Annotated in this window: 15 protein-coding genes; 9 read left to right on the forward strand and 6 right to left on the reverse strand. The window is 61.0% G+C overall.

Annotated features, from left to right (window positions below):
* The first annotated feature begins 134 nt into the window (after nt 1-134).
* Nucleotides 135-1,019, forward strand: coding sequence for an MBL fold metallo-hydrolase (locus CKW15_RS12940; protein ID WP_095057089.1), 885 nt, complete (start codon nt 135-137; stop codon nt 1,017-1,019).
* Between the two features lie 200 nt (nt 1,020-1,219).
* Here the strand turns inward: CKW15_RS12940 and CKW15_RS12945 are convergent, their stop codons facing one another.
* Entirely contained in the window at nt 1,220-2,101 is an 882-nt protein-coding gene (locus CKW15_RS12945; protein ID WP_095057090.1) for a LysR substrate-binding domain-containing protein, read from the reverse strand.
* A gap of 161 nt (nt 2,102-2,262) precedes the next feature.
* Here CKW15_RS12945 and CKW15_RS12950 point away from each other — a divergent pair, with 161 nt between their 5' ends.
* From CKW15_RS12950 to CKW15_RS12975, 6 genes are all read left to right on the forward strand, one after another.
* Nucleotides 2,263-3,900, forward strand: coding sequence for a 5-guanidino-2-oxopentanoate decarboxylase (locus CKW15_RS12950; protein ID WP_095057091.1), 1,638 nt, complete (start codon nt 2,263-2,265; stop codon nt 3,898-3,900).
* Nucleotides 3,897-5,345, forward strand: coding sequence for an aldehyde dehydrogenase family protein (locus CKW15_RS12955; RefSeq protein WP_095057136.1), 1,449 nt, complete (start codon nt 3,897-3,899; stop codon nt 5,343-5,345). Before CKW15_RS12950 ends, CKW15_RS12955 begins: the two co-directional genes overlap by 4 nt.
* A gap of 297 nt (nt 5,346-5,642) precedes the next feature.
* Nucleotides 5,643-6,746, forward strand: coding sequence for an extracellular solute-binding protein (locus CKW15_RS12960; RefSeq protein ID WP_095057092.1), 1,104 nt, complete (start codon nt 5,643-5,645; stop codon nt 6,744-6,746).
* Nucleotides 6,747-6,893: 147 nt separating this feature from the next.
* Complete coding sequence (locus tag CKW15_RS12965) at nt 6,894-7,802, forward strand: ABC transporter permease (RefSeq protein WP_095057093.1); 909 nt, start codon at nt 6,894-6,896, stop codon at nt 7,800-7,802.
* Nucleotides 7,799-8,647 carry an ABC transporter permease gene (locus tag CKW15_RS12970; RefSeq protein ID WP_095057094.1) on the forward strand — a complete coding sequence of 283 codons (849 nt, stop codon included), beginning with the start codon at nt 7,799-7,801 and terminating at the stop codon, nt 8,645-8,647. The genes CKW15_RS12965 and CKW15_RS12970 overlap by 4 nt, the downstream gene beginning before the upstream one ends.
* A 16-nt stretch (nt 8,648-8,663) precedes the next feature.
* The gene (locus CKW15_RS12975; RefSeq protein WP_095057095.1) at nt 8,664-9,719 is read left to right on the forward strand and encodes an ABC transporter ATP-binding protein; all 1,056 of its coding nucleotides are present in this window, start codon (nt 8,664-8,666) and stop codon (nt 9,717-9,719) included.
* Between the two features lie 333 nt (nt 9,720-10,052).
* Here the strand turns inward: CKW15_RS12975 and CKW15_RS12980 are convergent, their stop codons facing one another.
* Nucleotides 10,053-10,982, reverse strand: a complete 930-nt coding sequence (locus tag CKW15_RS12980) for an AraC family transcriptional regulator (protein WP_095057096.1) — start codon at nt 10,980-10,982, stop codon at nt 10,053-10,055.
* 418 nt (nt 10,983-11,400) lie between these two features.
* Here CKW15_RS12980 and CKW15_RS12985 point away from each other — a divergent pair, with 418 nt between their 5' ends.
* Both CKW15_RS12985 and CKW15_RS12990 read left to right on the forward strand, forming a co-directional pair.
* On the forward strand, nt 11,401-11,754 hold the full coding sequence (locus CKW15_RS12985) for an antibiotic biosynthesis monooxygenase family protein (protein ID WP_095057097.1): 354 nt from the start codon (nt 11,401-11,403) through the stop codon (nt 11,752-11,754).
* A 39-nt stretch (nt 11,755-11,793) separates the two neighbouring features.
* Entirely contained in the window at nt 11,794-12,024 is a 231-nt protein-coding gene (locus CKW15_RS12990) for a hypothetical protein (protein WP_095057098.1), read from the forward strand.
* Here CKW15_RS12990 and CKW15_RS12995 read toward each other — a convergent pair whose 3' ends face one another.
* The 4 genes from CKW15_RS12995 to CKW15_RS13010 all read right to left on the reverse strand — a co-directional run bounded on the left by CKW15_RS12995 (nt 12,025) and on the right by CKW15_RS13010 (nt 17,576).
* Nucleotides 12,025-12,654 carry a flavin reductase family protein gene (locus CKW15_RS12995; RefSeq protein ID WP_095057099.1) on the reverse strand — a complete coding sequence of 210 codons (630 nt, stop codon included), beginning with the start codon at nt 12,652-12,654 and terminating at the stop codon, nt 12,025-12,027. It abuts the gene before it with no gap.
* Nucleotides 12,655-12,884: 230 nt separating this feature from the next.
* The gene (locus tag CKW15_RS13000; RefSeq protein ID WP_095057100.1) at nt 12,885-14,204 is read right to left on the reverse strand and encodes an MFS transporter; all 1,320 of its coding nucleotides are present in this window, start codon (nt 14,202-14,204) and stop codon (nt 12,885-12,887) included.
* Nucleotides 14,205-14,490: 286 nt separating this feature from the next.
* Complete coding sequence (locus CKW15_RS13005) at nt 14,491-15,816, reverse strand: sigma-54 dependent transcriptional regulator (RefSeq protein ID WP_095057101.1); 1,326 nt, start codon at nt 15,814-15,816, stop codon at nt 14,491-14,493.
* The gene (locus tag CKW15_RS13010; RefSeq protein WP_095057102.1) at nt 15,810-17,576 is read right to left on the reverse strand and encodes an ATP-binding protein; all 1,767 of its coding nucleotides are present in this window, start codon (nt 17,574-17,576) and stop codon (nt 15,810-15,812) included. The genes CKW15_RS13005 and CKW15_RS13010 overlap by 7 nt, the downstream gene beginning before the upstream one ends.
* Between the last annotated feature and the right edge of the window lie 132 nt (nt 17,577-17,708).

The following is a 17,708-nucleotide window of genomic DNA, read 5'->3' on the forward strand; positions in this document are numbered from 1 at the left end:
ATCTTCTGTAGGAGCCGGCTTGCTGGCGATGCTGTCCCAGGCGCCGCGCTTTCCAGGTCAGCATGGGTTTTCGTTAAAGACCATCGCCAGCAAGCCGGCTCCTACAAAGGCGTATTTCAACCAAGGAGCAACAGATGATCGTTTTCACCACGTTTAAGCGTATTTTACTGGCCAGCGCCGCTCTCGGCTTTGCCGCCCACGCCAGTGCATCGACGCTGACGCTGGATGTCTACAACCCTGGAGAAAAAGCGATTTTCCCGGTGACGTCCGTACTCGTCAGCGGCGAAAAAGACGCGATCCTGGTAGACGCGCAGTTCGGCAAATCCCAGGCCGAACACGTGGTCGAAAAGATCCGCGCCAGCGGCAAGCAACTGACCACCATCTACATCAGCCACGGCGACCCGGATTACTACTTCGGCCTCGACACCCTGACCGCTGCATTCCCCAAGGCCAAGGTGCTTGCATCGCAGCCCACCGTGGACCACATCAAGAAAACCGTCGACGGCAAACTGGCCTTCTGGGGGCCGAAGATGGGCGCGGACGTACCGGCCAAAACCATCGTGCCGGACGTACTCAAGGGCGACAGCCTGATCCTCGAAGGGCAGAAGTTGCAGGTGGTGGGCCTGAAAGGCAAACAGCCAGATCGCAGCTTTGTGTGGATTCCATCGATCAAGGCAGTGGTCGGTGGCGTGGTCGTGGCAGAAAACATCCACGTGTGGATGGCCGATACCCAAACTGCGCAGTCCCATACTGATTGGTTGGCTACGCTGCATGCCATTGAAACCCTGAAACCGAAAACCATTGTGCCGGGCCACTACCTCGGCGAGAGCGCCCGTTCGCTGGCCGCCGTGCAGTTCACCGCTGATTACATCAAGGCTTTCGACGAAGAAACCGCCAAGGCCAAGGACGCTGCCGCACTGATCGCCGCCATGAAAAAGCGCTTCCCGACCCTGGGCGAAGACAGCTCCCTGGAACTGAGCGCCAAAGTCGCCAAGGGCGAGATGAAGTGGGGTGAGTGAGCTGATGCGGTGAGGCGTTGATGGTGCTTTTTGTGGCGAGGGAGCTTGCTCCCGCTGGAGTGCGAAGCGCTCCCCTGCAATGTGTCAAGTACACCGCGTTTTCAGGTCTTACGACTGCTGCTCAGCCGCGCGGGACGGTGCGGCGATCCGACAAGCCCCCTCGCCATATTCGCCAGCAAGCCGGCTCCTACAAGGGCGGCTCAGCGTGACTGAGCCTGCTCCACCAACCACCCCATCAACTCACGCAACTTCGGCGAAGGCGTGGGTTTTTCGGGGAATACCAGGTAATACGCCAGCCCGGTTTTTACCTTCAATTCAAAGGGCATGACCAGCCGCCCGGCGTTCAGGTCATCGCCGATCAGCGACCAGTCGCCAATCGCCACCCCCGTTCCCTGGGACGCCATCGACATCGCCAGGTCCAGTGTTTCGAAATGCTGGCCCTTGCCGACATTGGTCAAGTGCACATCCGCCGCTTTCAACCACGCCTTCCAGTCCCGCTCATCCCGGGTCGGGTGCAGCAGCAAATGTTGTTGCAGATCGGCCGGTGTTTGCAGCGTCATCGGCCCTTCGAGCATGGGTCTGGAACACACCGGTGTCAGTTGCTCATCGAACAGTTTTTGCGCCATCAACGCACTGTCCGGCGGCGGTCCGTACATCACTGCCGCATCGAATTGTTCGCGATGAAAATCCACGCCGTGCTTGACCGTGGTGGTCAGTTCCACCGGCACGTCCGGGCGTTCCTTTTGCCATTGCAGCAGGCGTGGCAGCAACCAGCGCATGACGCAGGTCGGCGCCTTGAGTTGCAAGGTTTCGCGCTTCTCACCGATCTGTTCAACGGCCTCGTCGATCAAGCCGAAAATCTGTTGCACCCGTGGCAGCCATTCCCGTCCCTCGGCCGTGAGACCCAGACCCCGGGCCTGGCGGATGAACAGCTCATAACCCAGATGATCTTCCAGCCCGGCGATCTGTCGGCTCACTGCGCCTTGGGTGATGTGCAGTTGCTCGGCGGCCCGGGTGAAGTTGCAGCACTGCGCGGTAATCAGAAAAGTGTGCAGCGCCGGCAGGGGAGGCAGTCGTTTCATTGGGATCCAAGGTATGACGTGAGGACATGGCTAGTATGACTTTTTATCCATTGTTGCGGCTATGTGTCGCCCGTTCCAATGAGGCCATCCCTGGACCTGCGAATCCATCATAAACACTGCGCAGGCCCGGCGTCTCAAATCGAACAAGAAGGGCAATTCACATGGCGACGTGCGGCGAAGTATTGGTCAAGTTACTCGAAGGCTACGGGGTCGAGCAGGTGTTCGGCATTCCCGGGGTGCACACCGTGGAGCTGTATCGCGGGCTGGCCCGTTCGAGCATCAACCACGTCACGCCGCGCCATGAACAGGGCGCCGGCTTCATGGCCGACGGCTATGCCCGCACCAGCGGCAAACCGGGTGTGTGCTTCATCATCACCGGCCCTGGCATGACCAACATCACCACCGCGATGGGTCAGGCTTATGCCGACTCGATTCCGATGCTGGTGATCTCCAGCGTGCAATCGCGCAGCCAGTTGGGTGGCGGTCGCGGCAAACTGCACGAGCTGCCGAACCAGGGCGCGCTGTGTGCCGGTGTCGCGGCGTTCTCCCACACCCTGATGTCGGCGTCGGAATTGCCGGGCGTATTGGCCCGTGCCTTTGCGCTGTTCCAGGCCGGTCGTCCGCGTCCGGTGCACATCGAAATTCCGTTGGACGTCTTGGTTGAAGACGCCGACGAACTGCTCAACAGCCTGCCGGTCAACATCGACCGCGCCGGTGCTTCGCCATCCGCCGTTTCGCGCATGACGGAATTGCTGGCCGGCGCCAAGCGTCCGCTGATCCTCGCCGGTGGCGGTGCCATTGATGCCGCTGCCGAGCTGACCGAACTGGCCGAGTTGCTCGACGCGCCGGTCGCGTTGACCATCAATGCCAAGGGCATGCTTGAGTCCGCTCACCCGTTGCTGATCGGTTCGACCCAGAGCCTGGTCGCCACTCGCGCATTGGTCGCCGAGGCCGACGTCGTTCTGGCCATCGGTACTGAACTGGCCGAGACCGACTACGACGTGACCTTTGCCGGTGGTTTCGAGATTCCTGGCAAGCTGCTGCGTGTCGACATCGACCCGGACCAGACCGTGCGCAACTACCCGCCGCACGTGGCGCTGGTGTCCGACTCGCGCAACGCTGCCCAAGCCTTGCTCAGTGCGCTGTCGCACAAATCCTTGGCCGAGCGTCGCAATGATTGGGGTCAGGTTCGCGCCGCACGCCTGCGTGAAGACCTGGCCGCGACCTGGGATGGGCCGACCCTGGCCCAGACCCGTTTCCTCGAAACCGTGTTGCACGAACTGCCGGACGCCGTGTTCGTCGGCGATTCGACCCAACCGGTGTACACCGGCAACCTGACCTTCAACCCTGAGCGTCCGCGTCGCTGGTTCAACTCGTCCACCGGTTACGGCACCCTCGGTTACGCCTTGCCGGCAGCGATTGGCGCCTGGCTCGGTGGCAGCGTTGAAAGCGGCACTCGTCCGCCAGTGGTGTGCCTGATCGGCGACGGCGGCCTGCAATTCACCCTGCCGGAACTGGCCAGCGCCGTTGAAGCGCGCACCCCGGTGATCGTGCTGTTGTGGAACAACCAGGGTTACGAAGAGATCAAGAAATACATGGTCAACCGCGCCATCGAACCGGTGGGCGTCGACATCTACACCCCGGATTTCATCGGTGTGGCCAAGGCCCTGGGTTGCGCCGCCGAAGCGGTCAGTGGCGTCGAACAACTGCGCGGTGCGCTGCGTACGGCGAGTGATCGTCAGGGCCCGACCCTGATTGAAGTCGATCAGACCGAATGGATGCAGGCGGTGTCGAAATGACTTTTCCAACCAACCTGGATGGCCTGTACATCAACGGTCAATGGTCGGCGGGCAACGAACACTTGCGCGTGATCAACCCGGCGACCGAAGCGCTGTTGACCACCGCCAATGGCGGCGATGAACGCGCTGTTGATCAAGCCGTGAGCGCGGCCACCCTGGCTTTTACCGACTGGTCGAAAACCACCGGCGCCGAGCGCGGCGCGATCCTGCGCAAGATCGCCAATGGCGTGCAGGCCCATCGCGAAAAGCTGATGCACTTGCAGTCGAGCAACAACGGCAAGCCACAGTTCGAAGCCGCGATTGATGTCGATGACGTGATCGCCACGTTCGAGTATTACGCCGGTCTGGCCGAGGGACTGGACGCCAAACAAGACAGCAATGTCGAATTGCCGACCGACGACTTCAGCGCGCGTTTGCGTCGCGAACCCTGCGGTGTGGTGGGCCTGATCGTGCCGTGGAATTTCCCGATGGTCACCACGGCGTGGAAACTCGCGCCAGCCTTGGCCGCCGGTTGCTGCGTGGTACTCAAGCCTTCGGAAGTCACGCCGCTGCCGGAGCTGGAACTGGCCGCGATCATTGCGGATGCCGGGTTGCCAGCGGGCGTGTTCAACCTGGTGTGCGGCACCGGCCTGGCCGTTGGCGCTCCGTTGTCGGCTGACTCGCGCATCGCGAAAATCTCCTTCACCGGCAGCAACGCGGTCGGCGTGCAGGTCATGCAACGGGCGGCAGAAACCGTCAAAGGCGTGAGCCTGGAACTGGGCGGCAAATCTTCGCTGCTGGTGCTCGCCGATGCCGATCTCGACCTGGCGGTGGAAGTGGCCTGCGGTGGTGGTTTCTTCAACGCCGGGCAGATGTGTTCCGCCACCAGCCGCGTGCTGGTCGCTGAAGAACTGGCCGATGAATTCCTGAACCGAGTGAAGACCCGTGCCGAAGCGATCCGCGTGGCCGACCCGTTCGACCCGGACGTGGAAATGGGCGCACTGGTCAATCAGGCGCAGTACCAGCGTGTGCTCGGCCACATCGATCGTGGTTTGAGCGCTGGCGCCAAGTTGATTTGCGGCGGTAATCGTCCGGCAGATCTGCCGCGCGGATATTTTTTGCAGCCGACGGTGTTCACCGAAGTGCCCCTCGATAGTGCGCTGTGGTGTGAAGAGATTTTTGGTCCGGTGATTTGCGTACGCCGTTTCGCCTCCGAAGCCGAGGCGATTGCCCTGGCCAACGACAGCCAGTTCGGTCTGGTCGCCAGTGTCGTATCGCGCAATGCACAGACTGCTGACCGCGTCGCCAACGCCTTGCAGGCGGGGCTGGTGTGGATCAATGCGCCGCAGGTGATCTTTCCGCAGACCGCTTGGGGCGGCTACAAGCAGAGCAGTATCGGCCGCGAATTGGGGCCGTGGGGCTTGCAGGCTTTCCAGGAAATCAAACATGTGATTCGGGCCATCTGAAGGCTCTTTCCTGTAGGAGCGAGCCTGATCGCGATGGACGTCAACGATGACGTGGGGTGCCTGAATGTACGTGGCGCCTTTGCACCCATCGCGAGCAAGCTCGCTCCTACATGAGGCATGCGCCGACGTCATGGCTTCAATGAGTTTTTATCGATAGTCAGGTGTTTTACACGACCTCAGGATGAACTCACTGGTTCAACCAAACCCCCGAAAACAGAGGGGCCAAGGCTGATCCAGTCGCGCGGATGCAACAGTTTCGACCTGCCTTATACCTACAAAAACAAAGGGAGTCCGTAAATGGGCGAGCATGATCTGAACAGACGTCAATTCATCAAGACCGTGGGCGTAGCCTCGGTTGCAGCGGCCGCCATGAGCATGCCGTTCATCAAGGCCAATGCCAGCGATACACGCTTTGCCGGCAAGACCTTGCGATTGCTGACCTGGTCCGATGACACCGGCCTGGCCGCACTGCGCAACATCGCCGCGACCTTCGAAGACAAGTACGGCTGCAAGGTCATCGCCGATCGCACCGGCAGTACCTCGGAAATGGTCGCCAAACTCAAGGCCGGCGGTGATCGTCCGCAGTACGACATCATCACCCTGGCGGGCGTCGGCGCCGAAGGTCTGGCCGCCGCCAACCTGCTGGAAAAACCCGACCTCAACCGCATTCCCAACCTCGTCGATGTGCCGGAGAAATACCGCACCGGCGCCAACGGTCACGGCATCGGTTACCTGTTGTGGTGCAACAGCCTGGTCTACAGCACCCGCACCCAGAAAGAAGCCCCGACCAGTTACGCCTCCCTGTGGGACGCCGACGCGGCGCCGAACATCTTCCTGCCTCCGCCGAACTGGACCGAGGCCATGGACCTGATCATCATCGCCGCCAAACTGGCCGGTGGTGACGAGCACAACATCGAGCCGGGCTTCAAGAAACTCGCCGAGCTGAAAGACCGCGTGGTGACCCTGGGCGAAAACCCGAACCAGATCGCCGAACTGTTCCGCACCGGTTCCCTGGACATGGGCGGCCTGTACGCGCCGGCGTTCTTCCCGAAACAGATCCGCGACCCGGCCTACGGCCTGGGTGCCACCTTTGGCATGAAGGAAGGTTTCTACACCGACCTGATGCTGTCGGTGATGCCGAAGAATCGTCCGGGCGATACCGATATGGCCTACGCCTTCATCAACCACTCTCTGGACCCGCTGGTGCAGGGCAAGATGGCGGAAGACATCTACAACGGCCCGGTCAACGCCAAGGCGATCATCTCCGCCGAAGCACGCAAGAGCCCGTACATCCTTACGCCGGAGCAGATTGCCGAGAAGGCGATCATGCACGACAACGCCTTCCTGGCCAGCGTGCATGACCAATGGATTCGTCGTTACACGGAAATCTTTTCTTCCTGATCTGAATGACAGGGAGGCTCTTCGAGCCTCATCGCCAGCAAGCCCGCTCCTACAAGAACAGCGCATGACCTGTAGGAGCTGGCTTGCCAGCGATCGAGTGCGCAGCACTCGCCATGCGCCTGATCTTCCATTGACGAGACCTTTGCTATGGAACACCAACCTTTGACTCATTCGGTCAGCGTCGCTGAGTCGCGCCCGCGTCGGGGTGTTTCACCGACCGCGCGCGCCTGGCTTTTCCTCACGCCGTCGATGCTGTTTCTCGGCGTGCTGATCGCCGCCAGCCTGCTGGTCCTGCGCATGAGCGTTGGCACCAAGGGCGCGGAATGGTCCGGGTTCAGCCTGGCCAGTTACGCCCAGTTGCTGGAACCCTATTACCTCAAATCGCTGATGCTGACCCTGCGCCTGGCGCTGATCAGCGCGGTGATCGCTGTGATCCTGGCGATCCCGGTGGCCTACACCATGTCGCGTCTGACTTCGCCGTTCGTACGGCGGATTTTCCTCGCCGCGGTGTTGCTGCCGTTGCTGGTCAACCTGCTGCTGCAAAGCTACGGCTGGCTGGTGATTCTCGGGCCGGGCGGCATGCTCAACCAGGCGCTGATGGGCCTGGGCCTGATCAAGCGTCCGATCATGTTGCTGTACAACCAGAACGGCGTGTTGATGGGCCTGGTGCAGACCGCTTTCCCGTTGGCCGTGTTGCCGATTGCCAGCGCCATGCGCGGCGTCGCTCGCAGTTACGAAGAAGCTGCCGCCACCCTCGGTGCCAGTCGCTTGCAGGTGTTTCGCCAGGTGGTGCTGCCGATGAGCATGCCGGGGATCATCACTGGCGCGACGCTGGTGTTCGCCTACAACGCCAGCAGTTTCGTGGTGCCCTTGCTGCTCGGTGGCCGGCGTGTGCCGATGCTGGCGGTGATGGTGCATGACCAGATCGCCCCGCTGATGAACTGGCCCGCCGCATCCGCCGCCGGTGTGGTGCTGATCGTCACCACGCTCGCGATCATGACCCTGTCCGAATACATCACCGGCCGTCGTCGGCGCATGCTGGAGGCTTCGCAATGAGTACCCTGACCAAGAAGCGCCACTCGCTGTTGCCGGGTGATACCGGCAAGTTTGCCGGCATCCTTTCCGGCTTCATCCTGCTGCTGGCGGTGCTGCCGATTTTGACCATGATCGTCATGTCGTTCAGCGGCGCGTCGAACCTCGACTTCCCGCCGAGCAGCTACAGCCTGCAATGGTACAAAGCCGCCTGGAATACCTTCGTCTCACCGGATTCCAGCGACGTGTTGAGCCTCGGCCAGGCCATGACCACCAGCCTGATGGTGTCGTGCCTGACCATGATCTTCGCCACGATCATCGCGGTGCCGGCCGCCTACGCGCTGACCCGTTGCGAGTTCCGTGGCAAGGCCGTGGCGCTGCAACTGATGTCGTTGCCGCTGGTGTTCCCGATGGTGGTGTTGGGCCTGGCGTTGCTGCTGGTGTTCGACAGCCTGCCGTTCCACATGACCACCTCGCGCCTGGTGATTGCCCACGTGATCCTCGCCTTGCCGTTCGTGGTGAAGAACTGCACGGCGGCGATGCTCTCCATCGGCAGCGAAGTCGAAGAGGCCGCGCAAATGCTCGGTGCTTCACCGCTGCGGGCGATTGTCGATGTGGTGGTGCCGTTGATGAAGTCGGGGATTCTGGCGGGCATGCTGCTGGCGTTCATCGTCTCGTTCAACGAATTCACCGTGACCTATTTCCTCTACACCATCGACGTGATGACCGTGCCGATCTGGATGTACAGCCGCACCGTGTCTTCGCTCGACCCAACCGTATTTTCGTTTGCCGTGCTGATCGTGTTGATCGACTTCGTCCTGATCTGGGCGCTCGAAAAACTGGTGGGTGAAGGTGGCGTTTCGTTCTGATTTCTTGAGGTGATTTATGTCTGGTCTGATTCTGGAAAACGTCGAGAAACATTACGGCTCGGCCTGCGCGGTAAAAGATGTAAACCTGCATTTGCCCGAAGGCAAACTGGTGTGTTTCCTCGGCCCGTCGGGCTGCGGTAAAACCACTTTGCTACGGATGATCGCGGGGCTCGAAACCCTGACCGGCGGCGAGATCCGCCTGGACGGTGAAGATATCGGCAACACCCCGGCGCATCTGCGCAACTTCGGCATGGTGTTCCAGTCCCTGGCGCTGTTCCCGCACATGACCGTGGGCGAGAACATCGCCTACCCGCTGAAACTGCGCGGGGTCAGCAAGGCTGACCAGCAGGCGCGGGTGGTGGAGTTGCTGGAGCTGATCCAGCTGCAACCGATGATCAATCGTCCGGTGGCCAAGCTGTCTGGCGGCCAGCGCCAGCGCGTGGCGATTGCCCGGGCGATTGCCTCGCGCCCGAAAATCCTCCTGCTCGACGAACCGCTGTCGGCGCTGGACGCCAAGCTGCGCGAGTCGATGCAGGTGGAAATCCGTCAGCTGCAACAACGCCTCAACATCACCACCATCATGGTGACCCACGACCAGCGCGAAGCCATGACCATGGCCGATATCGTTGTGGTGTTGGGGGAGCACAAAGTGCAGCAGGTGGGCACGCCGATCGAAATCTATCGCCATCCGGCGAACGAATTCGTTGCGGACTTCATCGGCTCAGGCAACATTTTTCCGGCCACGGTGCTGGGCAATGGGAAGGTCAGCTTGCCGGGCGGCGATGCACTGCAAGTGCCGATCTGCAGCAGCATTGTGGTGGGTGAAAAAGTGAAGATGCTGATTCGCCCGGAAGACCTGCAACTGTCGGCGCCACAGGCGACGGCGGGGAATCGGTTGTTGGGCAAGGTGACGTTCGTGCGGGATATCGGGGCGACCATCGAGACGACGGTGGAGTGTTCCGGGGTGTCGTTTACCGCGCTGAGCACGCCGTGTCAGGGCTTTGGTTTAAGTATCGGGCATCCGGTGTCGGTGACCTTGCCGGTGGAGGCTTGCCGAGTATTGGGAGCTTGATCCGGATTTGATGTTGGCCTTTCTGGCCCCATCGCTGGCAAGCCAGCTCCTACAGGTTCTGTGAACGCCGCAGATCACTGTTGGCCTTTCTGGCCCCATCGCTGGCAAGCCAGCTCCTACAGGTTCTGTGAACGCCACAGATCACTGTTGGCCTTTCTGGCCCCATCGCTGGCAAGCCAGCTCCTACAGGTTCTGTGAACGCCGCAGATCACTGTGGGCCTTTCTGGCCCCATCGCTGGCAGGCCAGCTCCTACAGGATCTGTGAACGCCGCAGATCACTGTAGGAGCTGGCTTGCCAGCGATAGCGTCATCCGCAACACCACAATCTCTTGATCAAACCGACAACCGCAACCGCGCCAAATCCCTTAACGGCGGAGCCCCGAACAATCGGCTGTACTCCCGGCTGAACTGCGAAGGGCTTTCATAGCCGACTCGATACCCCGCCGCCGAAGCCTCAAGCCCCTCGGCCAGCATCAACCGCCGCGCCTCCTGCAAGCGCAGCTGCTTCTGATACTGCAACGGACTCATCGCCGTCATCGCCTTGAAACGGTGATGCAGTGTCGACACGCTCAGGTTCACTTCCTTCGCCAGATCATCAATGCGCAGCGGCTGTTCAAAATTGCCGTTGAGCCATTTGATCGCCTGGCTGATGCGATGGCTCTGGCTGTTGGCGATGGCGATTTCGTACAGCCGATGGCCCTGTTGACTGCGCAACAGCCGATAGAGAATCTCCCGGCGAATCAGCGGCGCGAGCATGGCGATATCTTTCGGGGTCTCAAGCAAACGTGCCAGGCGCAGCACAGCGTCGAGCATCGCGCTGTCGAGTTTTTCGACATACAACCCGCGCCCGGTCGGACGGGTGGGTACGCCCATGGGCCCGGCGTCGGCGATCAGCGCGGTGATTTCCGCCGGATCGATGTCCAGACGCAGGGCGAGGATCGGTTCTTCGGCCGAGACATTCACCACCCGACCACTCAGCGGCATCGAAACCGAGACCACCAGATAATTCAGCGGGTCGTAGTTGAAGTATTCATTGGCCAGCTGAACTTCCTTGCGGCCCTGGGCCATGATGCACAGCGCCGGTTGCGCCAGCACCGGGGCGAACTCGTGGGACTGGCTGTGGCGCGACATGAACAACGAACCGATGGCCGTGGCGTAGCTGCCATCTTCGGCGGTGTTGCGGCGAATGATCGCCGCCAGCTCCGCGCGCTGGTGCTCCATGTCGGTGTCCAGCGGGGTTTCAGAGTGATCGAGTGACGACATGCAAGGCATCCTCGGCAAGGCATGGGGAATGGGCAAAGCATAAGTTTGTGCAAGCCGCAGCGGTAGACACATCCTGCCCGATGCTTGCCTGATTCTGCACGGGGAGGGTTTCGTCCCCAAACACGGCCAACCCGCCGACAACTCCGATAACCCCGTAGGAGCTGCCGAAGGCTGCGATCTGTTGATGTTTACTTTCAACATCAAAAGATCGCAGCCTTCGGCAGCTCCTACACAAAACGCGTATGACAGAACCGTGACAGGGTTTTGCTCGTTGTTACAGGCGACTCATGCAGTCTCGCAGGATTGTGCAACGCACCGGCAGGAATCGACTAACGACTCACCCATCGCGGCCCTTAACCTTTGATCCTGTCGCAGCCCGTCCCCCGGCTGCCACGCGACTCCCCGGGAGGGTTGAACCATGTCCACGCAAATCCCAGTCAGTCATATGGCCTTCGTTCGAGCGTGCGCCGGGCGTTCGGCGGAACTCGGCGTGCGCCTCAGTGCCCTGATTGAGCCGTCCCGCGCGGCGCCAGGTTGCCTGAATTTTGCCTTGCAGCATTCGCAGTGCGACCCGCAGTTGTGGTTGGTGTCCGGTTTCTGGAGCAATCAACAAGCCATGACTGCGTACTTCAGTACCCCGGCGATGGAGGTTTTTGCCGAGCTGGTGCAGGAACTGGTGGTCAACAGCCTGGATTTTCATACGTTCAAGGACGTGTCGGCGGCGCAGGCCCTGCGTCAGTCGGGGGCAGCGGTACACAAACTGGCCGGTTGAGGGTTTAATGCAGCATCTCAATCAGCCAGGATTCGCGACATGGCACGTAAAGCCTTTGAACACTTCGAAGCCGTTTCCGCCGTAGTACCGGGCGAGGGTGGTTATCATGCCGCCATCGCCGTCAAAGCGCTGGGTGGTTCCGGTGCCCCGCGCTTTCACAAGGTTCTGGAAGAGCAGACCTTCAAGACCGCCCATGACGCCGATCTCGCGGCCGCGAAAGAGTTGACCCGCCTCAAGGACGTCAAAGAAGACGCTGACCTGCTCTGGTGATTACTTCACCGCCCCCGGGCGGTGCATCTTGAACAAGGCTTCAGGTCCCAGCTGGAAATAATCCGCGGGCCCACCGCCGCGCAGAATCGGCTCTGCCGCGGCGGTGTCGTACACCCCATCCTTCAACAGCCACTTGGCGATATGCACGGCGACCACTTCGCCGAGAATCAGCCAGCTCGGCACCACATTCCCGTCCGCGCGCTGCAACTGAATGATCTGCGTGACCTTGCACTCGAACGACACCGGGCTTTCGGCGACGCGCGGCACCTGGATGATGTTCGACGCCACTTTGGTCAGCCCGGACAGTTCGAACTCATCCACTTCCGGCCCGACCATCGCGCAGCTTTGGTTCATCTGCTCGGCCAACGGCCGGGTCGCCAGGTTCCAGGCAAACTCGCCGGTCTGCTCGATGTTGTTCAGGCTGTCTTTACGCCCGACGCTGGAGAACCCGATGATCGGCGGAATGTAGTTGAAGGCGTTGAAGAAACTGTAAGGCGCCAGGTTCAAGCGACCTTCGGCATCCTGTGAAGAAATCCAGCCGATAGGCCGCGGGCCGACGATGGCGTTGAACGGATCGTGGGGCAGGCCGTGGCCGTTGGCGGGTTCGTAATAGTGGATGTCGTCGGGCATGAAGGGATTCCGGGGCATTGTTCGGGAGGCGTTCATAGTGCAAGGATGAACAGCTGATTTCCAGTCGACTCTACCTCTGTAGGAGCGAGCTTGCTCGCGATGGAGTGTCAGTCGACAACCACTGATCTGATACACCATCGCCGGCAAGCCGGCTCCTACAGGGGGGATGTTGATTCAATGAAAAAGGGGCAGATCCCGGTGAGGTCTGCCCCTTTTCTTTGCCGCTTGATTTAGTCCGTAACGATCCGCGAATGCTTGCGGGTGTCTTTCATGGTGATGTACACCAGCAACGACACGGCGATGCACGCGGTGACATACCAGTAGTAACCGGATTCCATGCCGATGCTCTTGAACCACAGCGCGATGTATTCAGCGGTGCCGCCGAAGATCGAGACGGTCAGCGCGTACGGCAGGCCGACGCCCAGGGCGCGGATTTCAGTCGGGAACAGTTCGGCTTTCACCACGGCGTTGATCGAGGTGTAGCCACTGACGATGATCAGCGCCGCCATGATCAGGAAGAACGCGCCCCACCAGGTCGTGATGGTGTGCAGGGTGGTGAGGATCGGCACGGTGAACAGCGTACCCAGAATGCCGAAGGCAATCAGGATCGGCCGGCGACCGATTTTGTCCGACAGCCCGCCGATGATCGGTTGCAGGCACATAAACAGGAACAGCGTGGCGGCGGAAATGGTGGTGGAGTCGGAGATGCTCATGCCGACGGTGTTCACCAGGTATTTCTGCATGTACGTGGTGTAGGTGTAGAACGCCAGCGTACCGCCCATGGTCAGGCCGACCACGGTCATCAGTTCCTTCGGGTGGCGCATCAAGGTGCGCATCGCGCTTTCCTTGGCCTTTTCTTTCTTGGTGAAAGACTCGGTTTCTTCCATGCCACGACGCAGGTACAGCGCGACCACGGCACACAGCGCGCCAATGGCGAACGGGATGCGCCAGCCCCAGGCGTACAGCTCCTCGGTGGTCAGGAAGTTCTGCAGGACAATCAGTACCGCCAAAGCGATGAGCTGACCGGAAATCAGGGTCACGTACTGGAAGCTGGAGTAGAACCCGCGACGTTCCTTGGTTGCCATCTCACTGAGGTAAGTGGCCGAGGTGCCGTATTCGCCACCGACCGACAGGCCTTGCAGCAAGCGCGCGAACACCAGCAGGATCGGTGCGCCGATGCCGATGACTTCGTAGCTCGGGCTCAGGGCGATCAGCAGCGAGCCGAAGCACATCAGGTACACCGAGGCCATCAACGCTTTCTTGCGTCCGACTTTGTCGGCATACAGGCCCATCAACCAGCCACCGATCGGGCGCATCAGGAAGCCCACGGCGAAGATGGCGGCGGTGTTCAGCAGTTGTGCGGTGGTGTCGCCTTTAGGGAAAAAGGTCTTGGCGAAGTACAAAGAGAAGGCGGCATAGACGTACCAGTCGTACCACTCGACCATGTTGCCGACAGAACCGCTGAAAATCGATTTGATGCGACTGGCGGTGGTTCTTTCTTTAGCCGGCGTGGCAGCCGACCCAAGGGGCAGGGCGTTGGAGTTATCCATTGAAGGATCCTTCATTTAATTGTTTTTGTGGAGCGCGATTAAACGCAGCCTGTCAGGGCTATAGCAGGAGCTGTGCCAACGGGGAGAGGGCCGGTTTAGAGGGGGTAGGTCGTTTCGGTGAGCGGAAATCCGCTTATGTTTGGCTGGGGGTGAGCGGAAAACTGCTGATTGGGTTCGTGAATTTGCAGTGCCTGCTCTGGCCTCTTCGCTGGCAAGCCAGCTCCTACAGTGGATCTGTGCGCACATTGTAGGAGCTGGCTTGCCAGCGATGAGGCCCGTCCAAACGCTACAAAAACATCTCTCGGCTCAACCCATGCCGCTGCATCTTTTCATTGAAGGTCCGACGCGGCAGTTGCAGTTCTTCAAGCACCGCTTTGATGTCGCCCTTGTGTCGGGTCAGCGCCGCGCGCAGGCATTGCGCTTCGAACGCTTCCTGCTGCGCTGCCAATGATTGACCCGATTCAATGCCGGCCGGTTCCGGCTCGCCCAGCCCCAATACCTGACGCTCGGCCACGTTCGCCAGTTCGCGCACGTTGCCGGGCCAGTCGTGACTCAACAAATGGCTCAGCTGCGGCCCGCTCAACGGTGCAAAGGTTCGACCCAGGCGCTCGGCAGCGCTTTGGGCAAACGACTCGAACAACAACGGAATGTCTTCGCGGCGCTCGCGCAATGGCGGCAAACGCAGTTCGGCAACGTTCAGTCGATAGGCCAGGTCTTCGCGAAAACGCCCGGCCCGCGCTTCGTCGAGCAGGTCCGGTTTGGTCGCGGCAATGATGCGCAAATCCACGCGGATGCTTTGATTGGAACCCAGTCGCTCCAGTTTCTGCTCCTGCAATACCCGCAGTAATTTCACCTGTTGGGCCAACGGCATGCTTTCGATTTCATCGAGGAACAGCGTGCCGCCGTCCGCGTATTCGAGTTTGCCGATGCGCTTGCCCTGCGCGCCGGTGAACGCGCCGCTTTCGTGGCCGAACAGTTCGGCTTCGAACAGTTGTTCCGGAATCGCCGCACAGTTGAGCGCAACAAAGGGTTTATCGGCCCGCGGCCCGAAGTCGTGCAGGCAACGGGCGACCAGTTCCTTGCCGCTGCCGGTCTCGCCGCGGATCAGCACATTGACCGGCAACGTCGCCAGGTCGAGCACCTGGCGCCGCAAAGTCTGCAAGCCCCGGGAGACGCCCAGCAGCGTGGCGTCGAGCTTGGCTCGGTTGTCGGCTTGTTCGTGCAGTGCGCGGTTTTCCAGAATCAGACGGCGCTTGTCGAGGGCGCGCCGCAGGCTGGCGAGCAGGGTCTCGGGGCTGAAGGGTTTTTCGAGAAAGTCGTAGGCGCCATCGCGCATGGCCTCGACGGCCATCGGCACATCGCCGTGGCCGGTCAGCAGGATCACCGGCAAGTCGGCGTCACGACGTTGCACTTCGGCCAGCAGTTCCAGGCCGGTCATGCCGGGCATGCGCACGTCGCTGAGAATCACCCCGGCAAAATGCTTCGGCAGCTGCGCCAGGCATTCATCGGCACGGCTGAACAGTTGCACCTCGAAACCCGACAGGCTCAACCACTGTTCGACGGCGCTGCGGATGCTGCTTTCGTCGTCGACGACCATCACTGAGTTCAGCATGGTTCTTGAACCTCCTGATCGATGGGCAGCGTCATGGTAAATACCGCGCCGTTATCGTGGTTGTCCGCGCTCAGGCGGCCGCCCGATTCGTGAACGATAGCGAAGGACACCGCCAGCCCGATACCCAGGCCATCGCCCACCGGTTTGGTGGTGAAGAACGGATCGAACACCTTTGGCAGGTTCTCTTCGGTAATGCCGCCGCCGTTGTCGATGACGCTCAGACGCCACAGTTGTTCGTCAGCTTCGAGGCGGATTTCCAGGCGTTTGCAGGGTTTGTCCTGCATCGCATCCAGCGCATTACGCAGCAGGTTGATCAGCACTTGTTCCAGACGAATCGCATCGCCGCGCACCCACGCCGGGCGGGTCAGGTGCAACACGGTACTGACCTGTTCGTCGCGCAACCGTGTATCGAGCAATTGCAGAGACTGATCCACCACGCTGGCCAGGTCCAGGCGTTCACGCAATCCGCTGGGGCTTTTGCGGGCGAAAGTTTTCAGGTGGCCGGTGAGGGCCGCCATGCGCGTGAGCATTTCATCCACAGGCTTGAGCGCCTTGTAGGCGTCATCAACCCGGCCATGGTCGAGCAGCAGGCGCAAGGTCGCCAGCTGCATGCGCTGGGCGGTCAGCGGTTGATTGATTTCGTGGGCCAGCGCCGCCGACATCTGCCCGAGGGCCGCGAGTTTGGCCGATTGCACCAGGCCTTCCTGAGCTGTGCGCAGGTCGCGGGTGCGTTCTTCCACCAGCTGTTCGAGTTCTTCGCGACTGCGCTGGCGCAGTTTGGCCAGGCGCCAGCGCTGGTTGAGAAACAGCAACAGGAACACCACCGTCAGCCACAGACCGGCGGCGGCGAGGGCGGCGTTGCGACGGTCTTCGAAGGCGACCTGCGGGCGACGCAGCAGGTGCAGCGTCCAGCCGTCGGTACTTAGCGGCAGGGATTCCCACAGGTAGTCCGCCTTGCCGTCGGGGCCATCGACCCGCGCCAGATCACTGTTGTCGTCGAAGCGTCGCAGCGACTCAAACGCCAACGGGGTCAGGGTTTGTTTGTCGTATTGGCGGGTGGTCTTGAGTTCGGCGTGATCGTTGTCGCTCAACGGTTTCAGGAAGCGATAGCGCCAGCCTGGCTGATTGGCGATGAAGATGATCCCGCGTGCGTCGCTGACCAACAGCGTGTCGTTGCCCTGGCTCCACTCCCGCTCCAGCTCCGGAAACTCGAGTTTCACCACCATGGCGCCGAGGAACCGCTCTTCGTCATCCGTGACGGCGCTGGACAGGAAATAGCCGGGAATCCCGCTGGTCACGCCCACGGCGTAAAAGCGCCCGGTGCCCTGGGTGCGGGTCTGATTGAAATAAGGACGGAAGCCGTAATTGTGGCCGACGTAACTGCTGGGCAGTCGCCAGTTGCTCGCCGCCACGGCCAGACCGGTGCGGTCGAGCAGCTCCAGGGTCGAGGACTCGGCGGCGCCGTTGATCTTCTCCAATTTGCGGTTCAGCGCATCTTGCTGCTCGGCACTCACCGCTCCCTTGAGGGCCGAACGCAGTTCCGGGTCCAGGGCCAACACGGCGGGCAGGGCGCGATAACGTTCGATCAGGGTGTGCAGGGAGTTGGCATACAGCGCCAATTGCTGATTGGCGCGGGATGCGTCTTCGACCATTGACTGGCGCACGGTCTGACGCATGGCCAGGGTCGCGGCAAGGGCAGCGCCGGCGATGATCAGCAGGGTGTAGAGCGCCAGGCGCAAGGGGCGGGAAGTCAGAAGCATGCGGTCGGCAACAGGCGAAAATAAGGGCGAGCACCATAGCATGCGAATCGCGTTCTTCTCTCCTGAGGGAGCCATTGTCGAGGCGAAAAAAAACCGGTCTGTCGTTGCCGACAAACCGGTTTTTTCAACGGA

The organism is Pseudomonas sp. Irchel s3b5, assembly GCF_900187435.1.
Classification (GTDB): domain Bacteria; phylum Pseudomonadota; class Gammaproteobacteria; order Pseudomonadales; family Pseudomonadaceae; genus Aquipseudomonas.

Bases quoted from the DNA above. Each gene is read 5' to 3' on its own strand.
- CKW15_RS13010 (WP_095057102.1), bottom strand. From the start codon at position 17,576: ATGCTTCTGACTTCCCGCCCCTTGCGCCTGGCGCTCTACACCCTGCTG.
- CKW15_RS12975 (WP_095057095.1), top strand. From the start codon at position 8,664: ATGTCTGGTCTGATTCTGGAAAACGTCGAGAAACATTACGGCTCGGCC.
- CKW15_RS12980 (WP_095057096.1), bottom strand. From the start codon at position 10,982: ATGTCGTCACTCGATCACTCTGAAACCCCGCTGGACACCGACATGGAG.
- CKW15_RS13000 (WP_095057100.1), bottom strand. From the start codon at position 14,204: ATGGATAACTCCAACGCCCTGCCCCTTGGGTCGGCTGCCACGCCGGCT.
- CKW15_RS12960 (WP_095057092.1), top strand. From the start codon at position 5,643: ATGGGCGAGCATGATCTGAACAGACGTCAATTCATCAAGACCGTGGGC.
- CKW15_RS12945 (WP_095057090.1), bottom strand. From the start codon at position 2,101: ATGAAACGACTGCCTCCCCTGCCGGCGCTGCACACTTTTCTGATTACC.
- CKW15_RS12965 (WP_095057093.1), top strand. From the start codon at position 6,894: ATGGAACACCAACCTTTGACTCATTCGGTCAGCGTCGCTGAGTCGCGC.
- CKW15_RS12955 (WP_095057136.1), top strand. From the start codon at position 3,897: ATGACTTTTCCAACCAACCTGGATGGCCTGTACATCAACGGTCAATGG.
- CKW15_RS12990 (WP_095057098.1), top strand. From the start codon at position 11,794: ATGGCACGTAAAGCCTTTGAACACTTCGAAGCCGTTTCCGCCGTAGTA.
- CKW15_RS12950 (WP_095057091.1), top strand. From the start codon at position 2,263: ATGGCGACGTGCGGCGAAGTATTGGTCAAGTTACTCGAAGGCTACGGG.
- CKW15_RS13005 (WP_095057101.1), bottom strand. From the start codon at position 15,816: ATGCTGAACTCAGTGATGGTCGTCGACGACGAAAGCAGCATCCGCAGC.
- CKW15_RS12985 (WP_095057097.1), top strand. From the start codon at position 11,401: ATGTCCACGCAAATCCCAGTCAGTCATATGGCCTTCGTTCGAGCGTGC.
- CKW15_RS12970 (WP_095057094.1), top strand. From the start codon at position 7,799: ATGAGTACCCTGACCAAGAAGCGCCACTCGCTGTTGCCGGGTGATACC.
- CKW15_RS12940 (WP_095057089.1), top strand. From the start codon at position 135: ATGATCGTTTTCACCACGTTTAAGCGTATTTTACTGGCCAGCGCCGCT.
- CKW15_RS12995 (WP_095057099.1), bottom strand. From the start codon at position 12,654: ATGCCCGACGACATCCACTATTACGAACCCGCCAACGGCCACGGCCTG.